Annotated in this window: 20 protein-coding genes and 2 pseudogenes; 13 read left to right on the plus strand and 9 right to left on the minus strand. The window is 70.4% G+C overall.

Features of this window, described 5'->3' with window-relative positions:
- The first annotated feature begins 48 nt into the window (after positions 1 to 48).
- Positions 49 to 267, plus strand: coding sequence for an MbtH family NRPS accessory protein (locus EST54_RS12560; RefSeq protein ID WP_006606783.1), 219 nt, complete (start codon positions 49 to 51; stop codon positions 265 to 267).
- Between the two features lie 775 nt (positions 268 to 1,042).
- Positions 1,043 to 1,555 (plus strand): GNAT family N-acetyltransferase, encoded by a 513-nt coding sequence (locus EST54_RS12565; RefSeq protein WP_129247680.1) that lies wholly within the window; start codon positions 1,043 to 1,045, stop codon positions 1,553 to 1,555.
- Positions 1,556 to 1,671: 116 nt separating this feature from the next.
- On the opposite strand, the gene EST54_RS12570 is transcribed toward EST54_RS12565, so the two are convergent.
- Positions 1,672 to 2,925 carry a cytochrome P450 family protein gene (locus EST54_RS12570; protein WP_129247681.1) on the minus strand — a complete coding sequence of 418 codons (1,254 nt, stop codon included), beginning with the start codon at positions 2,923 to 2,925 and terminating at the stop codon, positions 1,672 to 1,674.
- 360 nt (positions 2,926 to 3,285) lie between these two features.
- On the opposite strand from EST54_RS12570, the gene EST54_RS12575 reads away from it, so the two are divergent.
- The gene (locus tag EST54_RS12575) at positions 3,286 to 4,920 is read left to right on the plus strand and encodes an FAD-dependent oxidoreductase (RefSeq protein WP_129247682.1); all 1,635 of its coding nucleotides are present in this window, start codon (positions 3,286 to 3,288) and stop codon (positions 4,918 to 4,920) included.
- Between the two features lie 235 nt (positions 4,921 to 5,155).
- Positions 5,156 to 6,094 carry an amidohydrolase family protein gene (locus EST54_RS12580; RefSeq protein ID WP_129247708.1) on the plus strand — a complete coding sequence of 313 codons (939 nt, stop codon included), beginning with the start codon at positions 5,156 to 5,158 and terminating at the stop codon, positions 6,092 to 6,094.
- Between the two features lie 158 nt (positions 6,095 to 6,252).
- On the opposite strand, the gene EST54_RS12585 is transcribed toward EST54_RS12580, so the two are convergent.
- From EST54_RS12585 to EST54_RS34845, 5 genes and pseudogenes are all read right to left on the minus strand, one after another.
- Positions 6,253 to 6,723, minus strand: coding sequence for a pyridoxamine 5'-phosphate oxidase family protein (locus EST54_RS12585; RefSeq protein ID WP_129247683.1), 471 nt, complete (start codon positions 6,721 to 6,723; stop codon positions 6,253 to 6,255).
- 375 nt (positions 6,724 to 7,098) lie between these two features.
- Entirely contained in the window at positions 7,099 to 8,331 is a 1,233-nt protein-coding gene (locus EST54_RS12590) for an FAD-dependent oxidoreductase (RefSeq protein WP_244942505.1), read from the minus strand.
- Positions 8,312 to 8,413 (minus strand): annotated as a pseudogene (locus EST54_RS35370) (IS5/IS1182 family transposase); the annotation flags it as partial. The pseudogene EST54_RS35370 and the gene EST54_RS12590, both read right to left, overlap by 20 nt.
- A 177-nt stretch (positions 8,414 to 8,590) precedes the next feature.
- Positions 8,591 to 9,832: a hemopexin repeat-containing protein gene (locus EST54_RS12595; protein ID WP_174857433.1), complete on the minus strand. Its 1,242-nt coding sequence runs from the start codon at positions 9,830 to 9,832 to the stop codon at positions 8,591 to 8,593.
- Positions 9,833 to 10,176: 344 nt separating this feature from the next.
- Positions 10,177 to 10,311, minus strand: a pseudogene (locus EST54_RS34845) (IS5/IS1182 family transposase); the annotation flags it as partial.
- A 22-nt stretch (positions 10,312 to 10,333) separates the two neighbouring features.
- Between EST54_RS34845 and EST54_RS12605 the strand changes: the two are divergent.
- From EST54_RS12605 to EST54_RS12650, 9 genes are all read left to right on the plus strand, one after another.
- Positions 10,334 to 10,894: a putative immunity protein gene (locus tag EST54_RS12605; protein ID WP_129247685.1), complete on the plus strand. Its 561-nt coding sequence runs from the start codon at positions 10,334 to 10,336 to the stop codon at positions 10,892 to 10,894.
- 304 nt (positions 10,895 to 11,198) lie between these two features.
- Positions 11,199 to 11,960, plus strand: coding sequence for a thioesterase II family protein (locus EST54_RS12615; protein ID WP_161989279.1), 762 nt, complete (start codon positions 11,199 to 11,201; stop codon positions 11,958 to 11,960).
- A 470-nt stretch (positions 11,961 to 12,430) separates the two neighbouring features.
- Complete coding sequence (locus EST54_RS12620) at positions 12,431 to 13,486, plus strand: 3-oxoacyl-ACP synthase III family protein (protein ID WP_239013627.1); 1,056 nt, start codon at positions 12,431 to 12,433, stop codon at positions 13,484 to 13,486.
- 3 nt (positions 13,487 to 13,489) lie between these two features.
- The gene (locus tag EST54_RS12625; RefSeq protein ID WP_129247687.1) at positions 13,490 to 14,419 is read left to right on the plus strand and encodes a beta-ketoacyl-[acyl-carrier-protein] synthase family protein; all 930 of its coding nucleotides are present in this window, start codon (positions 13,490 to 13,492) and stop codon (positions 14,417 to 14,419) included.
- A gap of 10 nt (positions 14,420 to 14,429) precedes the next feature.
- Positions 14,430 to 16,472: a fatty acid CoA ligase family protein gene (locus tag EST54_RS12630; protein WP_129247688.1), complete on the plus strand. Its 2,043-nt coding sequence runs from the start codon at positions 14,430 to 14,432 to the stop codon at positions 16,470 to 16,472.
- Positions 16,469 to 17,512 carry an NAD-dependent epimerase/dehydratase family protein gene (locus tag EST54_RS12635; protein ID WP_129247689.1) on the plus strand — a complete coding sequence of 348 codons (1,044 nt, stop codon included), beginning with the start codon at positions 16,469 to 16,471 and terminating at the stop codon, positions 17,510 to 17,512. Before EST54_RS12630 ends, EST54_RS12635 begins: the two co-directional genes overlap by 4 nt.
- A 101-nt stretch (positions 17,513 to 17,613) precedes the next feature.
- Positions 17,614 to 20,670 carry a non-ribosomal peptide synthetase gene (locus EST54_RS12640; RefSeq protein ID WP_129247690.1) on the plus strand — a complete coding sequence of 1,019 codons (3,057 nt, stop codon included), beginning with the start codon at positions 17,614 to 17,616 and terminating at the stop codon, positions 20,668 to 20,670.
- Positions 20,667 to 21,293, plus strand: a complete 627-nt coding sequence (locus EST54_RS12645) for a GNAT family N-acetyltransferase (RefSeq protein WP_129247691.1) — start codon at positions 20,667 to 20,669, stop codon at positions 21,291 to 21,293. Before EST54_RS12640 ends, EST54_RS12645 begins: the two co-directional genes overlap by 4 nt.
- A gap of 262 nt (positions 21,294 to 21,555) precedes the next feature.
- Positions 21,556 to 22,017 carry a hypothetical protein gene (locus EST54_RS12650; RefSeq protein ID WP_129247692.1) on the plus strand — a complete coding sequence of 154 codons (462 nt, stop codon included), beginning with the start codon at positions 21,556 to 21,558 and terminating at the stop codon, positions 22,015 to 22,017.
- A gap of 74 nt (positions 22,018 to 22,091) precedes the next feature.
- Here the strand turns inward: EST54_RS12650 and EST54_RS12655 are convergent, their stop codons facing one another.
- From EST54_RS12655 to EST54_RS12665, 3 genes are read right to left on the minus strand one after another with little or no spacing between them, the layout of a single operon-like run.
- Positions 22,092 to 22,856, minus strand: a complete 765-nt coding sequence (locus EST54_RS12655; protein WP_239013632.1) for an FAD:protein FMN transferase — start codon at positions 22,854 to 22,856, stop codon at positions 22,092 to 22,094.
- A gap of 34 nt (positions 22,857 to 22,890) precedes the next feature.
- Positions 22,891 to 23,331 carry an FMN-binding protein gene (locus EST54_RS12660; protein WP_129247694.1) on the minus strand — a complete coding sequence of 147 codons (441 nt, stop codon included), beginning with the start codon at positions 23,329 to 23,331 and terminating at the stop codon, positions 22,891 to 22,893.
- 12 nt (positions 23,332 to 23,343) lie between these two features.
- Positions 23,344 to 24,705 (minus strand): ferredoxin reductase family protein, encoded by a 1,362-nt coding sequence (locus EST54_RS12665; RefSeq protein ID WP_129247695.1) that lies wholly within the window; start codon positions 24,703 to 24,705, stop codon positions 23,344 to 23,346.
- Positions 24,706 to 24,763: the final 58 nt, after the last annotated feature.

Genomic DNA, 24,763 nt, shown 5'->3' on the forward strand with positions numbered 1-24,763 from the left:
GATGCACCGCCCAGTGATGCAACCAACGATTCAGTGAAGCAACCAACAATGGGAGAGCACGACATGGACGAGAACGCCCGCTACCAGGTGCTGCGCAACGACGAGGACCAGTACTCGCTGTGGCTGGCCGACCTGGAGATCCCCGCCGGATGGCAGGCCGTGGGCAAGGAGGGCACGCAGGACGAGTGCGCCGCGTACGTCGACGAGGTCTGGACCGACATGCGGCCGCGCAGCCTGCGCGAGCGCATGGAGAACGCCGGCTCCTGAACCGCCCCGCGGGGCGCGGCAGCCCGCCGCGCCCCGCGCGTTCCCTTGGCCCTCCATGCGCCCCGCGCCCCTGCCCCGCGACGCCGACCGCTGCCGCGCCGGGCCCCGCGCCGCGCGGCGCATCGAGTCCGCGTCGAGAGCCTCGTCGAGTACGCGCCGCGTGCCTCGTCGAGTACGCGCCGAGCACCGCATCGCGCCCGCGGCCGCACGCCGACCCACCGGCGACCGCCGCTCGCCCGGCAGCGCCCCTCCCGAAGTCCCCACAACCGCCGCGGACTTCACTTCCCGCTCGCCGCGTCCCCTCCCCCCCCGCACGAGGACGCAGCGCGGCGCCCCGTTCCCCGTATCACATCTCCCCTCCCACACACTTCTCGTTGCCAAAAAATGAGCGGCACGTTCCGCGGAATACCTCCCCCTTCAGGCATCCGCTACTGATGCTGACGTACGTCCAAATTGACGGTCATTCCGCTTAGGTGCCAAGTAGTGACGAAAGATGGCTCCTTGCGCTATACCAGGGGGTGCATCACGCGCAGGGCACGTGCCTGAGTGCTGAATTCAGGACGTTGACGGGGTGAGGGGGCCGCGGTGATCGCGCGGAGCAATTCTCCCGCCGGCCGGCGAAGGATTCGCACAGCCACGTTCGTCCCTGGTGAACGGCTCGTGTGGCCGCCCGGGAACGGTGCACGTCCCTGATCTTCTGCCGGCTTCCCTCGGCCCGGCATCGTTTCTCACGCCACCGAGATCTCCGGTTCTCACGAACGAGAAGGACGCTGAAATGACCCCTACCCTGCACACCGACCGACTGGTGTTCTCGCCCTACCGTCCCGAGGACGAGGACGCCTTCGTGGCCCTGCTCAGAGATGAAGTCGTCTGCCGCTGGATGGGCCAGGAAAGATCACCGGAGAAAGACATCCGAGCGATATTCCGGTCCATCCTCACCGACGTCTACCCGAAGAACCTGTTCGACATATGGGCCGTGTGGTCAGGCGGCGCGTACGTGGGCCACGCGGAGCTCAAGAAGACGGGCAACGTCGACGGCTACGAGGTCGTCGCCGCGCTCGTCCGGGAACACTGGGGCAAGGGCCTGGGAACCGAACTCGTGCAAGGACTGCTGCACTACGCCGCCGACACGTTGAAGCTCACCGAGGTCTACGGCATGGTGGGCGCCGAAAACACTCCCTGCCTGGGCATGGCCGGCAAATTGGGCTCCCAGCACATCCGCGATGTCGTGGGGGACGACGGCACGGTGACGAAGATGGTCGTGGTACCGATCGGGGTCCGCGCCTGACGCCCGGTCCGCTGGACCACCCGGCCGGGCTGCTGCGAGCGCCCACCGGCCGCTTCGGCGGGCTGCACGGCCGTTGCGAGCAGCCCGCCCACCCAGCTCCCGGCGCCGCGCGGACGTCAGCGCGTCCCGCCGGGCTCCAGGGACACCGGCAGTTCGACCAGGCCACGGAACGCCGGGAAGGGCACGGTGAGCCAACGCACGTCCTCCGGCGGTACGGCCATGGCGACGTCGGGATACCTGCGGAACAGCGTGGTGAGAGCGATCTGCATCTCAAGCCGGGCCAACGGGGCCCCGACGCAATAGTGCGGACCGTGTCCGAACGCGATGTGGGTGCTCTGGACGCCTTCGCGCATCAGATTGAGCCGGTCCGGATCATCGAATGCCTCCGGATCCCGGTTCGCGGACGCGATGGCGATCTGTACGAGCGCGCCCTTCGGGATGAGGACGTCGCGGATCTTGACGTCTTCGGTGGCATAGCGGAACGTCGAGTTCTCGACGGACCCTTCGTACCGCAGCAATTCCTCGATGGCCTGCGGGAAAAGGGCCGGATCCTGCTTCACCGTGCGGAGCTGGTCTTGATGGGTGAGCAGATGGTAGACGGCGTTCCCGATCAGATAGGCCGTGGTCTTGTGGCCGGCGAAGAGCAGGACCCAGGCGGTCGAGACCAATTCGCTGTCGGTCAGCGCGCCGTCCTGGTCCTGAGCCGTGATCAGCGCACTCATCAGGTCCTCGCCCGGGTTGCGCCGCTTGCGCGCGATGAGATCCACCAGATAGTTGCGCAGATTCCCCTCGGCTTCTTCGAGCGCCTTTTTCGCCTCGGGCCCGAATCCCGTTTTGGCCACCGTGACGGACCACGTGTGGGCCTGCTCGCGTTCGTCCTCCGGGACGCCGAGCAGCTCACAGATCACATTGAGCGGAAGCGGGAAGGCGAAGGAGGGCAGCAGGTCCACCGGTTCGCGGGTCGAGCACCGGTCGAGCAGTCCGTCCGCGACCTCCTGGACCCGCGGGCGAAGGGCCTCCACACGGCGCGGGGTGAGAGCGCCGTTGACGACCCGGCGGAGCCGCGTGTGCTTGGGCGGATCGGAGAACAGCATGTTGTCGTCCAGCGCCACCGAGGAGTCGCCGAAGATCCGCTGGTAGGCGTCCATGGCCCCGTACATGTCCTTGCTGAACCGGGGATCGGCCAGCGCGGTCCGCGCGTCGTCGTACCGGGTGATCAGGTACGTCTCCACGCCGTGCGGCGGGAGCAGGGGGCAGACCGGAGAGTCTTTCCGCAACTGGGCATAGACGGGGTGCGGGTTCGTGCGGAATTCCGGGGTGCATGCGGAGGCGGCAGCTGCGGGGTCTGAAGACTCATATACGTCTGTCACGGCACATCCTGAAGTGAGGGCTGCCGCTGGAAGTGCAGCCGAGATGAATGCTGCAAGGGGGAGCCCTGCCTTCGGGGCTGAAATGAATGCGGAGGGCCGATCGAAAACTTCCCGGGGCCGGTAAGCGCGAAACTTCCGCACTAGCCCATTCGGGGGCCGCTATTGCCTCCGGAAGGGCGTCATATCCGGCCTCGCGCGGGAAGAAACCGGCCCCGCCACTCCCGCCTCCCGATCGGAGCAACAGGACTCGCGCATCGGAAGGCTCACGGTCGAGAGTTGTTCCCAGGATCCGCACCCATCAGCCCTGCCTTTCCGCACCCATCAGCCCTGGCCTTCAGGACGCCGACAAGAGGAACAGACATGAGTGACAGCGCTGCAGAATCCGTGCCGGTACTCATTGCAGGTGGATCCTTGGTCGGTCTATCCGCCTCGGTGTTCCTCGGTCGCCTGGGGGTGAAACACCTCCTGGTGGAGCGGCACGCCGAGACGTCCATGCACCCGCGGGGCCGCGGAAACAATATCCGCACCATGGAGCTGTTCCGCACCGCAGGTGTCGAGCCGGCCATTCGCGAGGCGGCCTCCGCGCTCTCGGGGAACGACGGGGTGCTGCAGACGGAAAGGCTCTCCAGCGACGAGCAGCGATGGATCATCCCGCGTATCGATCCGGATTCCTCACTGTCCAGCATCACCCCGTCCGGTTGGTGTTTGTGCAGCCAGAACGACCTGGAGCCGGTGCTGTTGAAGTACGCCCGCGAGCTGGGCGGCGATGTGCGTTTCGGTACGGAACTCATCTCGTACACACAGGATGACCGTGGCGTCCATGCCGAATTGCGCAACCGGGAAACCGGCGAATCACGAGCGGTGCATGCGGAATACCTCATCGCCGCCGACGGCCCCAGGAGCCCGGTCCGCAAGAGCATGGACATCGGGCACTCCGGCCCGGGAACCCTGTTCCACAACGTCAGCGTCACGTTCCGCAGCAAAAACCTCAAGAACGTCGTGGGTGACCGCCGGTTCGTCGTCTGCTACATCACCAATCCCGACGGCGAGGGAGCCTTGCTGCCGGTGGACAACGATGAGCAGTGGGTCTTCCACGTCCCCTGGGCATACGACCGCGGCGAGACGCTGGACGCCTTCACCGACATGCGCCTCACCGCGCACATCCGCGCGGCAGCCGGTGACCCCGACATCGATGTGGAGATCACGGGCAAGGCCCCTTGGCACGCGGCCAACAGAGTCGCCGACAGTTACGGCCGGGACCGGGTCTTCCTGGCCGGCGACTCGGCACACGAAATGCCGCCGACGGGTGCCTTCGGCTCGAACACCGGGATCCAGGACGCGCACAACCTGGCCTGGAAAATCACCGCCGTTCTGCGCGGCTGGGCCGGCCGCCCGCTGCTGGACACGTATCAGGAGGAACGGAGGTCGGTCGCCCTGGCAACCACCCTCCGCGCCTCACAGCAGGCGGTGGAGGAACAGCACCCCGGATACACCGCCGCCGCTTCCCGCAACAACGATCCGGCCGACCTGCTCACCGTCGCGTTGTGCTACCGCTATGCCTCGGACGCAATCCTGGGCGGCGATCCGGACGGTGACGTCGTTCCCCGCCAATTCGAATTGGGCGGCGCACCCGGCAGCCGGGCTCCCCACCTGTGGGTCGAGCGAGACGGCAAGAGGATGTCCACCCTGGATCTGTACGAGACGTCCTGCACCGTCCTCAGCGGTCCCGCGGGCAAAGCCTGGCGGGAGGCGGCTCGCGCCGTAGCAGAAGAGTTGGACGTACCTCTCGCCGCCTACCTCATCGGCAATACGCCCGAGTGTGACCTGCTCCCGGAACCCGGAGTGGACTGGGCGCAACTGCACGGAACGCAGGACGACGGTGCGGTATTGGTACGCCCCGACGGCTTCGTGGCATGGAAGTCGGGCAACGGAGACGCCGGGGACCCGCACAAGGTCTTGACGGACGTGCTCAGAAAGCTCTTGCACCGCCCGTAACCCATCGCTCCAGCAAGCCTCGCCCAGAGAAAAAAGCCCCGCCCCAAGAGAAGACCCCTCCCCAAGAGAAGGCCTCTTCCCAAGAAATAGCCCCCTCCGCCGACAGCCCGCCGTCAGAGCAAGCAGGGAGATCCACGTGACATCACCCGAGCAGCACCCCAGCAAGTCTCCCGGCACTGACAAGCGACGGGCAGCGAAGACCGCCCGGGGGGACCAGACCACCGAGAACGGTCGCGTGGACGTACACCATCACTTCACCGCCCCGGCCTGGATCGACTGGGCCGAAAGCAAAGGCCTGACGCGGCGTGAAAAGCTGCCCTGGTGGACTCGTTGGGACGAGGACACCACGCTTGACGTCATGAGCAAGGCGGGGATCAGCACCAGCATTCTGACCGCTGCCATGCCGGGCAGCCCCGCTCAGGACCCCCAGCAGCGTAAGGAAGGCCTGCACATCTCTCTGCAGGCGATGTCCGATCTCGCACAAGCCCACCCCCGGCGCTTCGCCTTCTTCACTCCGGTCTTCCTTGACGACCTGGAGACGTCACGTTGGTCCATGCGCAAGGGACTTGACGATTACGGTGCCGTCGGCGTGAGCACCCGCACCAGCATGGGCGGCGAATATCTCGGTGACGCGGCACATGAATCGCTGCTCGCGGAACTCAACGAACGATCAGCAGTCGTCAGCACCCATCCCATGGAGATCCCCTCAGGCCCGGTCATGCCGGGGCTGCCGCCCTTCATGTGCGACTTCCTGCTGGACACCACGCGCGCTGCCATCAACCTGATTCTCCAGGGGACCCTGGACCGGTACCCGAATCTCTCGTTCATCCTCCCCCACGGCGGTGGATTCCTGCCCTACATGGCCACGCGCCTGGAACTCTTCACGCACATGCTCACCCCGAAAATCGAGCCCGCGCGCGTCCGCGATTACCTGCATCGCTTCTACTACGACACCGCGGCGCCGATGTCCCCCTCCGCCACCCCCACGCTGATCTCCACCGTCGATCCCGGCCGGATCCTCTACGGGACCGACTGGCCCCCCACATCGGCCGAGATCATCACCGATGTCGTGGCTCCGGCCCTCGACCGGGACCCGGCCCTCTCCGACAGCCAGCGGCGCGGCATCAACCGGGACAACGCGCTGCACCTCATGCCGGCTCTGGCGCGACTCTGAGAAGGCTTCCACGCCGAAACGGTGGGAAGTCCCTGGGCAGGTTCGCCCACTTCACCCCGTTGTCGACCACGTCGCGGACCGCGTCGAAGCTGCCGCGATCACCCGGTCAGGAACCTCGTTCGAACTGACAACCCCGGTGACCGATCTGCGAAGCCTTGTTAGACCAGCCACTTCCCATCGCGCATCAGGGTCCGCCCGGGCATCTCGGGAACCGTTCCCCACGCCTGCAGGATCTGCGGGGTGACATGGAAGAAGACGTACGAGGGGTGGTCCTCGCGAGGGTCCCAGCCGTCCTTGGCGGCGAAGGCGTCGCCCACCTCGGTCGGAAGCTCCTCGCGGGTCAGCATGCGTGCGGTGCCGTGGACCAGGACCACGTCCCGGGTGTGGCCGAAGCTGAGCCGGGCCCGACCCGAGGCGCACAGGTTGCGCCCGGTCGGGTTGGTGTCGCGGGTGGAGAGCCACACCGCCTCGCCATCCCACCAGAAGGCCAGCGGAACGAGGCACGGCTCGCCGGTGGCGTCGGCCGTGGCGACCCATACGTCGTTGTCCCGCACGAGCCGTTCCAGCGCCTCGCGCTTGCGCTGCTCCGGGCTACGGGGTCCGCTGGGCTGAGAGTCAACTGCCGTCATGTGGGGAGGCTACGGCGCGAGTCACTCAGTCACATCCCGCCGCGGAACTAGGTCGCAAGACGGAGGACCGGCCCTCGTACTGGGGCGTCTCACTCAACCCGACACGCAGCGGCGGGCGTGCCGGACGGGACTTTCGATACACGCCTGACGCCTGCTCGCACTCGCATCACCGAGCTACCAGGAGGTCCTGCCATCATGCACCGCCCTCGCGATTGCCCGAATAGATACTCTGCTCGACTGACAACTCCACTGACCGGAATGTGGTTGGCTTCTAAGAGCCAATCTGTTCGGTGAGTTGTGAGCCGGCGTCCGACACGAGCTGAGCCACCCGACGCAGGCGTTGGCAGTGGCAGTGGCAGTGGCCTTGGCGCTTGCTCAGGAACCTTCCGGGGGGAGGAGGCCGTCGAGCGCTTCGGCGCATTCCCGGGCGGCCTGGGCGGAGCGGGGCAGCATGAGGCTTTCATAGGCGCGTACGGCGTCGTCGAGGGTGGATTCGGTGATGAGGGCGTGGGCGAGGTCCGCGCCATCGAGCATGGCGAGGTTCGCACCGAGCCCTACGGGGGGCATCAGATGCGCGGCGTCGCCCAGCAGCGTGATGCCAGGGACGTGTTCCCAGGCGTGGGGGGCCGGCAGCACGAACACGGGCCGGTTGACGAATCCGCCGTCGTGGTCTCGTACGAGAGCGAGCAGCCGCTCGTCCCATCCCTCGAACATCGTCAGCAGGTGTGCGCGGACGGCCGCCGTGTCATCGAGCGCCACCTCGGCGGCCACGTGCCAATCCTGCGGGGCGCGAAAGGCGAGGTAGACGCGGATGTGGCCATTGCTGTTGCGCTGGGCCAGCAGTGCCCTGCTACCGGCGCTCGCCAGCATGGTGCCGTGACCGACGAGGCCGGCAAGGGCTGGATGGCGGGCGTCGCAGTCGTCGAAACCGGCTTCGACGAAGGTGACACCGTTGTAGCCGGGCCTGGCGTCCGACAGGGTTGAGCGGAGGCGCGACCAGGCACCGTCGGCACCGACCACGAGGTCGGCCTCCTCGGTGCTGCCGTCGTCGAAAAGGAGCCGCCAGGTGCCGTCGCCGAGCGGCTCGACACCGGTCACGGCGTGGTCCCACCGGACGGTGCCCTCGGCAAGGGAATCCAGGAGCAGGCCACGCAGTTGACCGCGGTCGATTTCGGGGCTGTCGGTATCGTGGCCGGGTCCCTCGAAGGGCAGAACGGCGGCGGTGGCAGGGTCGAGCAGGCGCCACTCCTGGCCCTCAGGACGGGCCAAGGCGCGGAACCGGTCGAGTAACTCCGCCGCACGCAGCGCCACCTGACCGGTGCCGGCGTGGATGTCGAGGCTGCCGCCCTGGGGGCGCGCACCGGTGGACGCCTCACGTTCGAAGACAGTGACCGGCCGGCCGTGGAGTTGCAGGACGCGGGCGCAGACAAGGCCCCCGAGGCCGGCGCCGACGACGGCGATGCGGGGGTGGTGAGTGGAGTGCATGAAGCTGTCTCTCGGAAGCTGGATGGATGAGTTGCCGAACCGGTCCGGCACGCAGCCAAGAAAGCACAGCCACATGAAGAGAAACCAATGAATTAAGGCGGTGCCGTTCGCTGGACTCGACACCCTTGCGAGCGAGGCGGACCCCGATGCGCCGGACCCAGAGCCATCGCCGCAGGGGGATGTCACAAGCCTTGTCCGCGTGGCCGGCCCGCGGTGGCAGGTGAGGGTGCAGATGATGCTGGTCAGGCCAGGAAGTGGATTCGCCGGCCGGGGCCCGCAAAAAGGGGGCCCGGCCGGCGAATCGCTGCGGACTCATCTGCTGACGACGACTGAAGAACCCAACCACGTGATCACGTCATGAGCTCTTGTCATCGTTTCCCGGTTAGCTTGCGAATACGGTTCCCTTCAGGGATGGCCAGCCTTCCGCGATGAGTTTCGGACCGTTGATGATCTTGTCATCGGTGGTACCGGGCGCATAGTTCACCAGTACATACTGGTCCTCCGTGAAGAGGTATACCTCTTCCGTGTTGGCGGGTGACTGGACTGCGGCGTCGATTCCGTTCTCGAATACGGTTCCCTTGAGGGACGGCCAGCCTTCCGTGATGGCCTTGGGGCCGTTGATGATTTTGTCGTCGGTGGTGCCCGGGGCGGACTTCACCAGGGCGTACTGGTCGCCCTTGAAGAGATATACCTCGTCCTTTCGACTCGACCGCAACGCGGCGTCGATGCCCTTCTCGAATACAGTCCCCTTAAGAGAGGGCCAGCCTTCTGTGATCGCCTTGGGGCCGTTGATGATCTTGTCACCAGTGGTACCCGGAGTATAGTTCACCAGGGCGTACTGGTCGCCCTTGAAGAGATATACCTCTTCCGTGTTGGCGGGTGACTGGACCGCGGCGTCGATTCCGTTCTCGAATACGGTTCCCTTGAGGGACGGCCAGCCTTCTGCGATGGCCTTGGGGCCGTTGATGATTTTGTCGTCGGTGGTGCCCGGAGCGGACTTCACCAGGGCATACTGGTTACCCCTGAAGAGGTATACCTCGTCCTTTCGGCTCGACCGGAACGAGGCGTCGATCCCCGGGCAGGAACTGGCAGAACTGGCCGGGGACTGGTCCGTGCTGCGCTTTTTGCCTCCCGGGCCGGATATGCCGCATACTGCCGCCGCGCCTGTGGCCAATCCGCTTCGGGTGGCGTCGTTTTGGTAGTAGGCATACGTCGTCAGGAATGCGGTGGATCTGTCCGGATTGGCGGGGTTGAGGATCACGATCATGCCTTGGAGCTGGCTGTCGCCGGTGGTGCGCCAGTAGACGTCTCCGCCGTAGCGGCGAGCGTAGGAGTCGGTGGGATGTGTGATGGTGTCTCGTATCATGTCCCGCCACTCGGCGAAGTTGCACTGGCGCCCGAGGAAGTTCTGGCACTCATTCTGATCGTGGACGTGCTTGGGGTATGAGTGGCCGGCCGCCAGGTCGGCCATCTCACTTACCTCCTCACTTGTGAGCGTATGAGCAGGCTGGAAACCATTGACCGAAACGGCAGTGCCTGCTGTTCCCACTATTGAGCCGGCAGCGATCGGAAGAGCGGCAAGCACGAGCATTATGCTCCTGATGCGTCTCTTGAATGGGCGCATGCGTGTTCCTTTCGTCATTCCTCATGCCTTTGCCTGGCACCCTGGGGAATGTCATGGAGTCGCAGCGGCCCTGCGATTTCGCGCTCATCGCCCCCCCCTGATGCCGATCTGTGGAATCAGCCCGTGCGGGGAGTCTTATTCGGACTCCTTGCTGAACTGATGACCCCGCCGAAAGAGTCAACGCATCGGGGTTCGGCAATTTATGCCATACAAGGACGCTCATCGCTACGGAAAGCGGTAAACACTACGGATTTCCACGATATGGACCGTGCTGACCACGAGACTGGGCTGGGCGGACCACGAGCCGGACAGGGCCGGTCGGCCGGCCTCACTGAGACGGTGTCCTATGTGGTGAGGCGGTCGAGTCGCTGGTAGCGGCAGAGTGCGGCGGCGTGGCCGAGAAGTGCCAGGTAGTTGCTGGGTCGGCGTGCGTAGCGGGGGCCGAGTCTGCGGTAGCCGGAAAGCCAGGACCTGTCCCGCGCGGTGGTCGAAGATGGAGCCATGACAGAGACAGCGCGCGAGATCGTTCTGAGCAAGCAGGACCTTCGTGAGGTCACCGCGTTCGCTGCGGCGTGCGCGGAGGTGGTGCTCGCGGTATTCGAGGCCGATCAGCCGGACGACTCGCGACCTCGGGATGCTATCGGTGCCGCGTGGGAGTTCGCCCGGGGTGGTGAGCGCGGCAAATCTCTGCGCGACACAGCGTGGGCGGCACTCAAGGCAGCCAAGGGTCCGGAAACCGCGGCTGCGCGCGAGGCAGCCTTGGCGGCGATGTCCGCTGCAGGCGCCGCGTACCTGCATCCGCTGGCCAAGGCCACCCAGGTCAAGCACATTCTCGGAGCAGGCGCGTACGCGGCCAGAGCGGCCGAACTCGTCGCGGGCGACGACCGGAACGTGGGTGCCGAACATCTTGAGCGGGCCGCGCATCGTGCGACACCGATCGTCATTGACGTGCTCGAACGCTTCCCGCCGGCACCGGCCGGCGGCGGACGTGTGGGGGAGTTGATCCGCATACTGGACGCCGGCCTTCGTGAGAGCCACACGTCGACACCGGATGTTCCGTGATCCGACCGCTGGATGCCGGCCGTTGGAGTGGGGCTGGGACTGGCCAAGGGCCCGTAAGGTAGCGCTCTTCGGGCGGCTCAGCTCCCGGAGTCCTGCGGGGTGTCTCTCCGATCTCCGTGGGCCTGCGACGTGCAGCTGACGGTTCGTCAGGTCGGCGGAGAGGCCCCCCGGGGAAGATGGACCGACCCCGGGTTCCAGGGGGCCAAGGACGACTGTGTGGCGCACGTGGAAGGGTATGGACCGACATGCGGCCGCTGAGTCTGTGCGGCTGACCGGCCTGCCGTCGTGGAAACGAGGACACGCGATGTTCGGCATCACCCGTTCCCTGGCCGCTCCCTGGTGGACCGGGGAGCCCGCGCCGCTCGCCGAGCGGACGTTGCTCTGCCTCCCGTATGCCGGCGGGGGACCCCAGACCTACCGTCGCTGGGGGGAGTTGCTCGGACCGTCGGTCGAGGTGCTCGCCATGACGCCGCCGGGCCGCGGCCGCCGCTACGGCGAGGAACCCTGCCGAGATCTGCCGTCACTGCTGCATCCGCTCACGGACGCGCTCCCCGGGTTACTTCACCGGCCGTACGTGCTCTTCGGTCACAGCCTCGGGGCGACGGTCGCCTACGAACTGTGTCTGGAGATCCGGCGACGCGGACTGCCCATGCCGCAGGGCCTCGTGGTGTCCGGCCGCCAGGCACCGGACCTGCCGTGGCGGTTCCGGCAGGTCAGCGAGCTGCCCGCGGACGAGTTCACCGAGGCCCTGCGCGACCTGGGCGGTACGCCCGAAGCGGTGCTCGCCCAGCCGGAACTGATGAGCCTGCTGATGCCGGCCCTCCGTGCGGACTTCGCGATCGTGGAGTCGTACCGCCACCGCGGTGAGCCGCCGCTCGACGTGCCGATCCTCGCGCTCGCGGGCACCGAGGACGACCGCGCCTCCGCGGACCACATGGCAGGCTGGGCCGACCGGACGACCGCGTCGTTCGCCCTTCACCCGGTCCACGGCGGCCACTTCTTCGTGGACGCCCAGGCCGCCGCCGTGACCGAGCTCGTCTCGGCCTTCCTGTCACCACCGCGCTGACCACGTACCCGGAGCCCGTGAAACGGCCCGCGGCGAGCGGCGACGCACGCACGTCGTTCGCCGCGGGGTTTTGGTTCCGGAGGATCTCCCACTGCCCTCAGTGATCATCATCATGCGCCATGTCAGGTCATGCGGTCAGATCACGGGATACGGTAAGTATCAACGCCGCTCCAGAGAGGCAGGACCGGACGGTCCGCCTCCGGACGCGGCATCGCGGGGTGCGCCGCTGTCGCCGCCTCCGTAGGAAATCAGCAGTCTTCCTGCCGTGAACGGGGTCATGACCCCTGGCAGGGGCCTCCATGGGGAATCGCCGCGCCACCGGCCGGTGCGGGCCGTTCGACGGTCCGCACCCTGCTGCGCGCTGCCCCGGTGGAGGCGCGGGACGAACATCCCGCCGTGCGGCCTCGGGTGGGGCGTGCCGGCTCTGCCGTCGGTACCCACGAGCGGGGCAAGGAAAAGGAGTGAGGACGATGACCAGCAGGAGCAGTCGCTTAGAGGCGCTCGGCGCCTATCTGCCGCCCACCGTGCAGACGACTGCGGAGTTGGTGGCCCAGGTGTCCGGAACGCAGGAATTCGACCTGCAACGGATCACGGGGGTGGCGGAGCGGAGGGTCCATGACCCCCGGCCGGAGGCGGGCGAGGACTCCTACGGTCTGGCGCTGCGGGCGGCCCGGGACTGCCTGGGCAATTCCCGTTACGAGGCGGCCGATCTGGACGTGGTGATCTCCGCGTCCATCACCCGCTTCCAGGACGGCGACCGCTTCGCCTTCGAGCCCTCCTTCGCCCGGCAGCTGGCCGCCGAGCTGGGTGCGCGGAGCGCGATCCACTTCGATGTGTCCAACGCCTGCGCCGGGATGCTCACCGGTGTGTATCTGCTGGACCGGCTCATCCGGGCCGGCGTGGCGAGGAACGGCCTGGTGGTCAGCGGCGAGCAGGCCACCAAGGTGGCCCGGACCGCGGCCGCCGAGATCACCGACTCCTACGATCCGCAGTTCGCCTCGCTCTCGGTGGGCGACTCGGCGGCGGCCGTCATCCTCGACGAGTCCGTGGACGAGGCCGACCGCATCCACTACGTGGAGATGATGACCTGCGCGGAGTACTCGCACCTGTGCCTGGGCATGCCCAGCGACCGGACCGAGGGCATCGCCCTCTACACGGACAACAAGCAGATGCACAAGAGGGACCGGCTCCGGCTCTGGCCCACCTTTCACGGGGATGTACTGGCGAAACAGGGCCGCACCTTCGCCGACGAGGAGTTCGACTACATCGTGCAGCACCAGGTGGGCACCCGCTTCGTCGAGTTCGTGAACCGGACCGGGGAGGAGGTGTTCGGTACCGGGATGCCGCGGTCGCTGTCGGTGGTCGAGCGGTTCGGCAATACCGCCACCACCTCCCACTTCCTGGTGTTGCGCGAGCACTTGAAGGCCGGGACGGCCCGGCCGGGCGGCAAATTCCTGCTGGTGCCCGCCGCCTCGGGCGTGGTCGCCGGGGCCCTGTCCGCAACGATCTCCACGATGGGGGTGTGAGCCATGGGTGCCGTGATCGCCGCTGCTTCCCTCGCCCTGCCGCGTCCCGCCGACGCCATTGCCACCACGGTGCAGCTCGCCGGGCGGGCCGCCCATGACTGTCTGACCGGGACCGGGCTGTCACCGGACTCCGTCGGGGTGCTCATCAACGTCGGCGTCTACCGCGAGTCCAACACCTTCGAACCCGCCCTCGCGGCCATGGTGCAGAAGGAAGCGGGCATCAACCTGGACTATCTCGCCGACGCCGTGCCGAGCGCCGGCTTCTCCTTCGACCTGATGAACGGCGCCTGCGGCGTGCTGAACGCCGTACAGGTGGCGCAGGCCCTGCTGGACACCGGCAGCACCGACCGGGTGCTGGTGACCGCGGCGGACGTCCACCCCGGCGGGCGGGCCGCCGACGACCCGGCGTACCCGTACGAGGACCTGGGCGGGGCGCTGTTGCTGGAGCGCTCCACCGACCCCGGTGCCGGATTCGGGCCGGTGCACCTACGGAGCGGCCCGGGGCCGACCGGCACCTCCGGCTACCTGGACACGGCCGCGATGGGGGCCGGGGGCCGGCAGCTGATCACCGTCGAGCAGGACGCGGACCGGGCCGGGAAGCTGCTCGACCTCGCCGCCGCCACCGTGGCGGAGTACACCGAGGAGCACGGCCTGGACCCGGAGCGCACGATGGTCGTCTGCTCCCGCCCCACCCCCGACTTCGCGACGCTGCTCGCCGGGCGGCTGGGCCTCGACCCCGCCTCCGTCCTGGCCGCCGGCCTTCCGGGAAGCGACCCGGAGCGGTCCGGCGAACCGCACACTGCCGCCCCGGTCCTCGGCTATCTGACGGCCCTCGACGGCGGACTGCCGCACGCCTATGAAGAGTTGCTCTTCGTCACCGTGGGCGCCGGGCCGAGCGCCGCGTGCGCGAGCTACCGCCTGACGGGAAGGTGAGGGCGGCGCCATGCGTACTGCTCTGACGGAGCGTCAGGAAGGCGTGCAGCCGAACCTCGCCGGGCACCTGGAACACCACGCCCGGGCCTTTCCCGACAAGCCCGCGATCATCCACCCGGACGGCACGGAGGCCGGCGGCGGAATCCGGTACCGCACGCTCACCTACGGCGCACTCCAGGAGCAGGTCGAGGCCCTGGCGGCCGGCTTCCTGCGCAGCGGTATCGGGCGGGGCACCAAAACCGTCCTGATGGCGCCTCCGGGGCCGGACCTGTTCGCGCTCGCGTTCGCGCTGTTCCGGGTCGGTGCCGTGCCCGTCGTGGTCGACCCCGGCATGGGCGTGCGGCGGATGCTGCACTGCTACCGCGCCGTGGGCGCCGAGGCGTTCATCGGGCCGCCGGCCGCGCACGCCGTCCGCGTGCTCAGCCGCCGCACCTTCGCGAGCGCCCGGATCCGGGTGACCGTGGGCCGCCGGTGGTTCTGGGGCGGCCACACCCTCGACGGGCTGCGCCGCCCGGCCCCTTCGGCGGACGACGCGGCCACCGCGGGGGCCCCGGAGAGCCGGCCGGCCGGCGGCGACGACCTGCTGATGATCGGGTTCACCACCGGCAGCACCGGTCCGGCCAAGGGCGTGGAGTACACACACCGGATGGCCGCCGCGACGGCCCGCGGCATCGCATCCGCACACCGGCGCAGCCGCGAGGAGGTCTCGCTGGTCACCCTGCCGCTCTACGGCATCCTCGATCTGGTCTTCGGCTCCACCCTGGTGGTGGCCCCGGTGGCCCCCGCCAGGGTGGCCGGCGCCGAACCCGGCCCGGTGGTGGCGGCGTTGGCCCGGTTCGAGGTGAACACGATGTTCGCCTCCCCGGCGTTGCTGCGGGTGCTCGGCGAGCACCTCCGCCGGCAGCCCACCGCACTCCCGGCGCTGCGCTGCGTCGTCTCCGGTGGTGCTCCGGTGCCGGCGGACGTCGTCGCCGTGCTGCGCGACGTGCTGGACGAGGCGGCCGAGATCCATACGACGTACGGCGCCACCGAGGCCCTGCCGATCTCCTCCCTGGAGTCCGCCGAGGTCCTGGGGGAAACGGCGGCGCGCGCGGCACGGGGCGAAGGCACCTGTGTGGGCCGGCCGGTGCCCGGGGTCGACGTCCGGATCGTGCGGACCACCGACGGGCCGTTGCCGTACTGGGAGCCCGCGCTCACCGTCCCGCCGGGCGAGGTCGGCGAGATCGCCGTGGCCGGGGACACGGTCAGCCGCCGCTACCACGCGGCCCCGGCGGCGGACGCCCAGCACAAGATCCAGGAACACCCGGCGGACGGCGGCCCGGACCGGCTCTGGCACCGCACCGGTGACCTGGGCAGCCTGGACGGCGCGGGCCGGCTGTGGTTCGCCGGGCGTCGCACCCAGCGGGTCACCACCGCCGAGGGCGACCTGCACACCGTCCGCTGCGAGGGCGTGTTCAACGCCCACCCGCTCGTCCGGCGCACCGCGCTGGTCGGCGTCGGAGCGGCGGGCGTACAACGGCCGGTGCTCTGCGTGGAGACCGAGCCGGGGACCGGCCGCGCGCAGTGGCGCACCCTCGTCACCGAACTGCGGCAGCTGGCCGCCGGACACCCGCAGACCCGGCACGTGCAGGACTTCCTCCGGCACCCGGCCTTCCCCGTCGACCCCCGGCACAACGCGAAGATCGGCCGCGAACGGCTGGCCCGCTGGGCCGGCCGGCGGCTGGGCCGCGGGGCACGGCGGCGGCGGACGGCCCTGCGTGCGATCCCGCTGGCGGGGTGGGCGTACCTGCTGCTCGGCGCCGTACGGCCGTTCCACTCCCCGGTGTTGACGGCCCTGTGGTGGACCGATGTCTTTCTGAGCGTCGTGGTGCACGCCGCCCAGATTCCGACGGCGCTGCCGCGCGGACGGGCCGCCGGCCGGGGCACCGCGGCGACGGTGGGCCTCACCATGCTCTACGGGGCGACCTGGTGGCGGACGCTGCCCCCGGGCGCCCCCGCACACCGGAGCACGGACACGGAAACGGGCACGGTCACGGGGGAGGGGACGGCATGAAGGTCCTGGTGACCGGTGCGTCCGGATTCCTCGGCGGACACCTCGTGGACCGCTGCCTGGCCGAGGGCCATCACGTACGGGCCCTCGTCCGCGGCACCAGCGACCTCACCCGGCTGCGGGCCCTGGAGGGCGTCGAGCTGGTCCACGGCGCGTTGGAGGACGCCGAGTCCCTGCGCCGCGCCGTGGCGGGCGTGGACGTCGTGCACCACAGCGCGGCGCGGGTGGTGGACTTCGGCACCCGCGCCCAGTTCTGGCAGGCCAATGTGACCGGTACCGAGCAGCTGCTGGACGCCGCGCGCCGGGCCGGTGCCCGCCGCTTCGTGTTCGTCAGCAGTCCCAGCGCGCTGATGCCGGTCAGGGACGGCGACCGGTTCGACATCGACGAGAGCGTTCCGTACCCCGACCGGTTCCTCAATCTGTACTCCGAGACCAAGGCCGCGGCGGAACGGCGGGTACTGGCCGCGGACGGGCCGGACTTCTCCACGGTCGCGCTGCGTCCGCGCGGCATCTGGGGGCCGCGCGACCACTCCGGCTTCCTGCCCCGCCTGGTCGGCGCGATGCGGGCGGGCCGGCTGCCCGACCTCGCCGCGGGCAAGCGCGTCGAGGTGTCCCTGTGCCACTGCGACAACGCGGTGACCGCGTGCCTGCGGGCGGCCGCCGCCCCGGCAGAACGGGTCGGCGGCAAGGCCTACTTCATCGCGGACCGGGAGCGGACGGACCTGTGGGCCTTCCTGGCCCGTCTGGCGGGGCTGTTCGGCGCGTCGCCGCCCACCCGCCCGCTCCCACCGCTGGTCAGGGACGCCCTGGCGGGGGCCGTCGACCGCCTCTGGCAACTCCCCCCGCTGCGGGCACGGGTGGCCCCACCGCTGAGCCGGTACACCGTCGCCCTGCTCACCCGCTCCACGACCTATGACACGAGCGCCGCGGCACGGGACTTCGGCTACACCGCGGACACGGACCAGGATACGGGGCTGCGGCAGCTGACCGCCTGGGTCGAGTCGGCCGGCGGCGTCGAGGCCTTCGTACGCGCCGTCCGGTGAGCCGGGAGCGGCACCGTACCCGGCTCCCCGGCTCCCGGTTCCCGCGTACGGACCGCCGCCCGGCCCGTCCGCGGCAGCCGAGCACAACGAAACGGAACGTCATGACCCACGTCCAGCAGGCCCGCACCGGCCGGCAGCCCGTGCCCGCACCGGGCCGCCGGCCCGAAAGCCGCCGCTTCGAGCGGCCCGTCTCACCCACCGAATGGCTCTACCTGGCCGGCGGCCGGCTCGCCCCGCCGTTCGCCGTCCAGATCGTGGTCGAGGGCACCGGAACGATCGCTCCCGACGCGCTGCGCCGGGCGGTCGACGTGGCGTCCGACGCCTGCCCCGGGGCACGCCTGCGCCGCCGCGGCCGCCTCTGGACGGACACCGGGCGGCCCCCCGCGGTACGGACCGTGGACCGGCTCGGTGCGGCGCTGCGGGCCCCGCTCGCCCCCGGCGAGGGCCGCGGCTGTGAAGTGGCCGTCCGCACCGAGGGCGCCACCACCACGCTGGTCTTCCGCGTGCACCACGCGGTCATGGACGCGAGGGGCGCGCTCGCCTGGACGGCGGACGTGTTCCGGGCGCTGCGCGGCGAGGCACCCGTCGGGGCCCCGTCCCCGCTGTACGACCTCGCCCTGCTCGACGCCCTCGGCGGCGCCCACCGTGAGCCGGTCGCCCCGCGGTGGCGGTCCCCGCTCGCGGGCGTCCGCCACGGCCGGGCCCCGCGCTGGCAGCGGCGGACCCTGCACGGCAGCCACCCCGGCCTGGTCGCGAAGACCGCCGCCGCCCTCGCGGACCTCGCCCCGGGTCCCACCCGGGTGATGGTGCCGGTGGACCTCCGGCGGCACCGCCCGCAGTTGCGCTCCACCGCCAATCTCAGCCTCCCCGTCTTCCTCGACGGCAGGGCGGGCGACCCCTGGGAACAGTGGCACGCGCAGCTGCTGCGGGCCCTGGCCGAGCGGCGCGAACTGGCCGGCGGTGAGGAGGAGTCGGCGGCCCGGCTGCCGCTCGGTCCGCTCGCCGCACTGCTGGCGGCCGCGCACACGGCGACCGCGGCGGCCGGCCGCTACCCCTGCTCGGCCCTGGTCACCACCCTCGGACGCATCGGCCCGGAAGAGGTGTCCGCCCCGGGCTTCGCGGCCCGCACCGTGTACTCGCTGCCGGTCCAGGCGCCGTTCGTCCCGCTGTCGTTCACCGCCGTGGAGTGCGCGGGCCGTACCGAACTGGCCATGTCCCACCCCGGCGGCCCCCGCGCGGACGCCCGGGCGGCGGCGCTGCTGGACGCGGTGTGCGAAGCACTGTCCCCCCGCGCACGGCGCCGCCCGGTGGCCGTGGGCCCGCGGCGTTCCGTTCCTCCGCTGACGCTGACCGCGCTGCTGCGGCAGCAGGTGGACCGAGCCCCTGACGCGGTGGCGCTCACCGGGCCGCACGGCACGGTGACGTACGGGGAGTTGGACCGCCACTCCGACGTGGTGGCCGCGGAGTTACGCGACCGGGGCGTGGGGCGCGGCGCGGTCGTGGGGCTGCTCGCCGACCGCAGCGCACAGGCCGTGGCGGGCCTGTGGGGCGTACTCAAGGCAGGCGCCGCGTACCTGCCGCTCGACCCGGCGCATCCGCCGGCCCGGATCGCCGCGGTCCTGGCCGACTCCGGCGCCTCCCACTGCCTGACCGGCGGCGCGTACCGGGCGCTGCCGGGACCGGACTGCCCCGCGATCGTCCTCGACGAGCTGCCGGTGAGCGGTGCGCCGCCGCACCCCGGGACCGCGGGACCGGACGACGCCGCGTACGTCATCTACACCTCCGGCTCGACGGGCCGCCCGAAAGGCGTCGTGGTCGAGCACCGGGCGCTGGTCAACTACACGCACTGGGCCACCGACCGGTACCGGATCGATGCCGCCACCCGCTTCGCGTTGTTCACGTCCTTGGCCTTCGACCTCACCGGCACCACGCTCTTCGCGCCGCTGGCCGCCGGGGGCAGCATCGCCCTGGTCCCGGACGAGCCGGACCACCGCACGCTGCGCGACCTGCTGACCCGCTCGGGCGCCAACGCCCTCAAACTCACCCCCGCCCACCTCGACTTGATCACCACACTCGACATCGAGCCGCGGTCCTTCCGGGTGCTCGTGGTGGGCGGCGAGCAGCTGCGCGGCCCGGTGGCCGCGCGGGCGCAGCGGATGTTCGGCCCGGACTGCCGGATCGTCAACGAGTACGGCCCCACCGAGGCGACCATCGGCTGCATCGTGCACACCTTCGACCCCGAGCGCGACGGGGACCTCCCGGCCGTGCCGATCGGCCTCCCGGTGGACAACACCGAGGCGTACCTGCTGGACGCCGACGGGAGGTTCACCGGGCCGGGTGAGGTGGGGGAGATCCATCTGGCCGGCGCGCAGCTCGCGCGTGGCTACCTCGGCCGGCCGGACCTCGACCGGGAACGCTTCGTGCACCTCGCCGACGGCACCCGGGTCTACCGCACCGGCGACCTGGCGCGGCTGACGGACGACGGGGTGCTGCGCTACCTCGGCCGTACCGACGACCAGTTGTCGGTACGGGGGCACCGGATCGAGCCGGGCGAGGTGGCGGCCGCACTGGAACGGCATCCGGACGTGCGCCACGCGGTGGTCACCGCCCGCCCGCCACGCCCCGGCGCCGAACCCGTGCTGTGCGCCTACGTCACCGGCACCGCCGCACCGGACGCCCTGCGGACGCACGCGGCCGAACGACTGCCGGCCTACCTGGTCCCGGCGGCCGTGTGCGTGCTTGACGCCTTCCCGTGGACGGTCAACGGCAAGGTCGATGTCCGGGCGCTCCCGGACCCGTTCGCCCGCGCGCGCCCGGCCGCCGGCGCACCAGCGGCGGCCACCCGGGCCGACGACGCGGTGGACGGGCACCGGCCGCCCGGGGGCGATCCGGTGGTACCGGCCGTCGCCGCGATCTGGTCGCGCGTCCTGGGCGACCCGGGCCTGCACCCCGGACCGCAGGACGACTTCCACCGGCTCGGCGGCGACTCCCTGACGCTGCTGCGCATGCTCGCCGCGGTCGCCACCGAAGTGGTCGGCGCGGCCGGCGAGCCCGCCTTCGACGCCCGGCTGCGCGACCTGATCCGCCAACCCACCCTGGAGAACGTCTGCGCCGCAGCGCGCCAGGCACTCGCCACCCGACCCATGGAGCACCCATGAACACCCCCTTGCCCGTCGAGTTCCGCACCGCCCGCCCGACGGACGCCGACCAAGTCGTGCCCCTGATGTGGGAGTCCTCCCGCAGCCTCCTCGACAGCACGATGGGCGGCGTCCCGGGCGGACCGGCGGCTCTGCTGCGGCGGGACTTCCTCCGCGGACGGGGCATCTTCGGGCACGCCCAGCAGATCCTCGCGGTCGCACCCCACGGCGAGGTGCTGGCGACCATGACGCTGTACCCGGGAAAGCGCTACCGGGCGCTGAGCCTCCAGACGCTGCTGTCCGCCGCCCGGTTCGGGCCGAGCTGCCTGCTGTCGGTGCTGCGCCGGACGGCGGCCGTGTCCCGGCTGTTCGCCCCGCCGAGCCCGAACGCCCTCTTCATGGCGAACCTTTCGGTACGGCCGGCCCACCGCTCCCAGGGCTACGGCTCGTTGATGGTGCAGCAGGCGGAACGTGTCGCCCAGGCCGCCGGCCTGACCCATCTCGAAGGAGACGTCTCCTGCTCCAACACCCGGGCCTGGGCGCTGTACCAGCGCCTCGGCTTCGTCTCGCGGGGCGAGCGGCACGACCGCCGCGGAACGGGACTCGACGGCTTTCGACGGATGCAGCGCCCACTGGGCGCATGACGCACGACGTCCGGTGACCCCGTGTGCGCAAGGCGTCACCCTGTGAACGGTGTCGCCCGAGCACCACCCACAGCCGGCCGCAGGTGCAGCCACGGGACAAGTACCGCACGATGGAATCACGAACCCACCTTCACCTGCCTACGTGCCCCACCTACGTCATCCACCGAGGTGAGGCACTCAGGCACCCAGGTGACCAGGTGGCCCACACACTCGAATACCGGGATGTCCGATGATGACGGAGCTTCCAGGATGTGACACCTCCGTGGTGCAGACCGTGCGGAGGAGGCTCGTGCGGGCGGCGGTCGTCGTGGCCCTCACCGGTGCCGGCGCATTGTTCGGCGTCGTCCAGCCCGCCGGCGCCGCCGCGCCGGCGGTCACCGCCACGGCACCGGCCGCGGTCGCCCACCCCGCGGCGGCGCCGGCCCAGCAACCACAGCCCGCTCCCGTCGATGTGGTCAAGGCGTACTTCGCGGCCATCAACAACGACGAATCCGAGGCGGCTTGGGCGCTGGGCGGGAAGAACATCTCCGGGCGGCCGTACGACTCCTTCGTGACGGCCACCCAGGGCACCGACCAGAACGTCGTCTCCGTCGGCTCCGTGGTCGGCAACAAGGTCACGGTGACCTTCGACGTGACGCTGATCGACGGCTCCCACCAACGGTTCACCGGTACCTACACCGTTCAGGACGGTGTGATCGTCACCGCCGACGTCCGTCGCGTCTGACGGAGTCCTCGTTCCTCACCGGGCGTGGCGCGTGGCGCGTGCCGGACGGGCTGCCCCCTTCTACCGTGCGAGTTCTACCGTGCGAGAGGGCCGGCGGTTCGCCCGCCGGGGGAAGGCCGGCGCTCCGCGTCGGGAAACCCGGTGGTCCGCCAGGACCGGCCGTCCCGAAGAACGGCGAACCCCTCATAGCCGTCGAGGTGTTCCAGCCACTCGGCGGCCCGCCCTCCCATGGCGAAGGCCGCCGTCGCGTAGGCGTCGGTCAGGGTCAGCCGGCGGCCGACCACGGTCACGGACGCGGGGCCGTCGGCGGGCGCGCCGGTGTGCGGATCGAGGATGTGCGCGCCGCGTTCCGCGGTGCCCGAGGTGGCGATGGCCAGGTCGCGACCCGTGACGACGGTGCACAGGGTCCCGGGGCGCAGGGGGTGGGCGATGCCGATGCGCCAGGGGACGCCGGGGGCGGACTCCCCGCCGAGCTGGAGGTCGCCACCGCCGTTCACGCAGGCGTTGCCTGCGCCCGCCGTGTCCAGGATCCGCCAGGCACGTTCCACGGCCCACCCCTTGACCAGGCCGGAGGGGTCGAGGGTGCCGTCCGGTGTGTGGCTGAACCAGCCGTCGGTGGCACGGCGTACCCGCGCGCAGAGGTCGAGGACCTCCCGTACCTCGGGCGAGCAGTCGGCACGGGAGATCTCGCCCCGCGCTAGGCGGCTGACGGCGCTGCCGGGACGGTAGGGGGAGAAGACCTCGTCGACGTGGTGGAGCCAGGCGACGGCAGTACGCAGGGCGGAGGCGATGGCGGCGGTGGGTGTGTCGCGGATGTCGAACGAGAACACGGTGCCCATCGCCTGCTCGACATGGCGCAGGCCGCGCCGTTGCTCAGACACCGGCTTCGTCCAGTGCGCTCTGCAGGGACCGGATGTATCCCGCGCTGGTGTAGCTGGCACCGGACACCGCGTCGATACGGGCGCTGTGGACGTTCAGGGCCTCCTGGGTCAGGCGCGGCAGGGCATAGGCGGCGATCTCGCGGTCGTGGCCGTTCCCGGAGGGCGACTTGAGCACCTTGACGGCCGACAGCTGCCCGGCCTTGACGCTGATGGCGACCTGTACCGTGCCGTACTTGGTGGTGACCGGGTCGCCGGTGTACGTCCCGTTGCCGTGTCCGGCGTCCCGATGCGTGCTGCCGGTCGTCGTCGGTGACGCGGCGGCGCCCGTCTGCGGGCTCCCTGCGGTCGGGCCGGGGCTGTGGTGGGGCTTGAGGGTGAGCAGGAGGACGACCAGGGCGCTGGTCGACGCGGTGGTGAGGACGGCTCGGCGCACGCGGTGGCTCCTTCAGAACTCGAACGACTCGTGGTGGATGTGACGGCGCGGTATCCCGGCGCCCCGCAGGGCGCGCCGGGCGGCCTCGGCCATGCCGGGCGGACCGCACAGGTACACCTCGTGCGCGGCCAGGTCCGGTATCAGGCGGTGCAGGGCGCGGGCCGTCAACGGGGAGGAAAGGACGGCCGGTTCGTCGACGACGTAGTGCACGGTCGCGCCGCGGGCCGCGGCGATGGCGTCGAGTTCGCAGCGCAGCGCGAGGTCCTCGGGCCGCCGCGCCCGGTAGAGGAGGGTGACCTCGCCGGGGAGCGTCTCGAACAGGGCGCGCAGGGGGGTGATGCCGACGCCTCCCGCAAGCAGCAGCACCTTGTCGGCCCTGCGGCGCCGTGCGGTGAAGGCGCCGTACGGGCCTTCGGCCCAGACCCGGGTTCCGGGCCGCAGGCCCGCCAGGGCCGCGCTGTGCCCGCCGGCATCCTTCACCGTGATGCGCAGGTGGTGGGGGAGCGGCGGTGCGGAGAGGGAGTACGGGTTGGCGGTCCACCACAGCCCGGGTGTCAGGAAGCGCCAGCGGAAGAACTGGCCGGACTGCGCGCCCAGTTCGGTCAGGTGCCGGCCGGTGAGGTGGACCGAGACCACCCCCGGTGCCTCCCGGCGGACGTCGGCGACGCGGAGGCGGTGGCGCAGCGCCCGGCGTACGGGGAGCAGGAAGCGGTACCAGGCGAGGAGTGCCGCAACGGTGAAGTAGAGGGCGTACCAGGCGAGTTGGGCGGGCCGGTGGCCGACGAAGTCCGCGCCGTTGGAGAGCTGGTGGCCGAAGGCGAGGAAGAGGGCCAGATAGGTGGCGAAGTGGAGGTAGTGCCAGGTTTCGTAGCTCATCCTGCGGCGGGCGGCCCGCGCCGAGACGACGGCGGTGGCCATCAGGAGCAGGAAGGCCGCGGTGGCCTTGAGCATGTCGGGATAGTCAAGGACGAGCGTGGTCGTCTGGTGCACCACGCCGCTGTGCGAGGTGAGCGCATACCCCCAGATGATCAGCAGGGTGTGGGCGAGGGCGAGGGAGAGGGTGTAGCGGCCGCCCATGGCATGCCAGCGGGCCAGCCGGTCCGTGCCCACGCGGTGGTCCAGCAGCGGAACCCGGGCCATCAGCGCCACCAGTACCGCGCAGCCGTATCCGGCCAGCAGCCCGGTGATCCGGCCGGCGCCGGTCAGCCAGTCCGCCGGGCTCACGACGGACGGGGTGCCGGTCCACCACAGGCCGAGCACACCGGCGGCTCCCGCCCAGACGGCGGCCTGTGCCAGGAGCGGCACGAAGGAGGGCGGCCGGCCCGGGCGCAGGCTCCGGGCCGCACCGCGGCGGGGGTGCGAGAGGGCGGTCATGGGGCTCCGTTTCCGTGGGGAGGGCTACCGTGGCAGCGGAACCTTTGAAGACCCTCTG

Source organism: Streptomyces sioyaensis (assembly GCF_004122735.1).
Lineage (GTDB): Bacteria > Actinomycetota > Actinomycetes > Streptomycetales > Streptomycetaceae > Streptomyces > Streptomyces sioyaensis.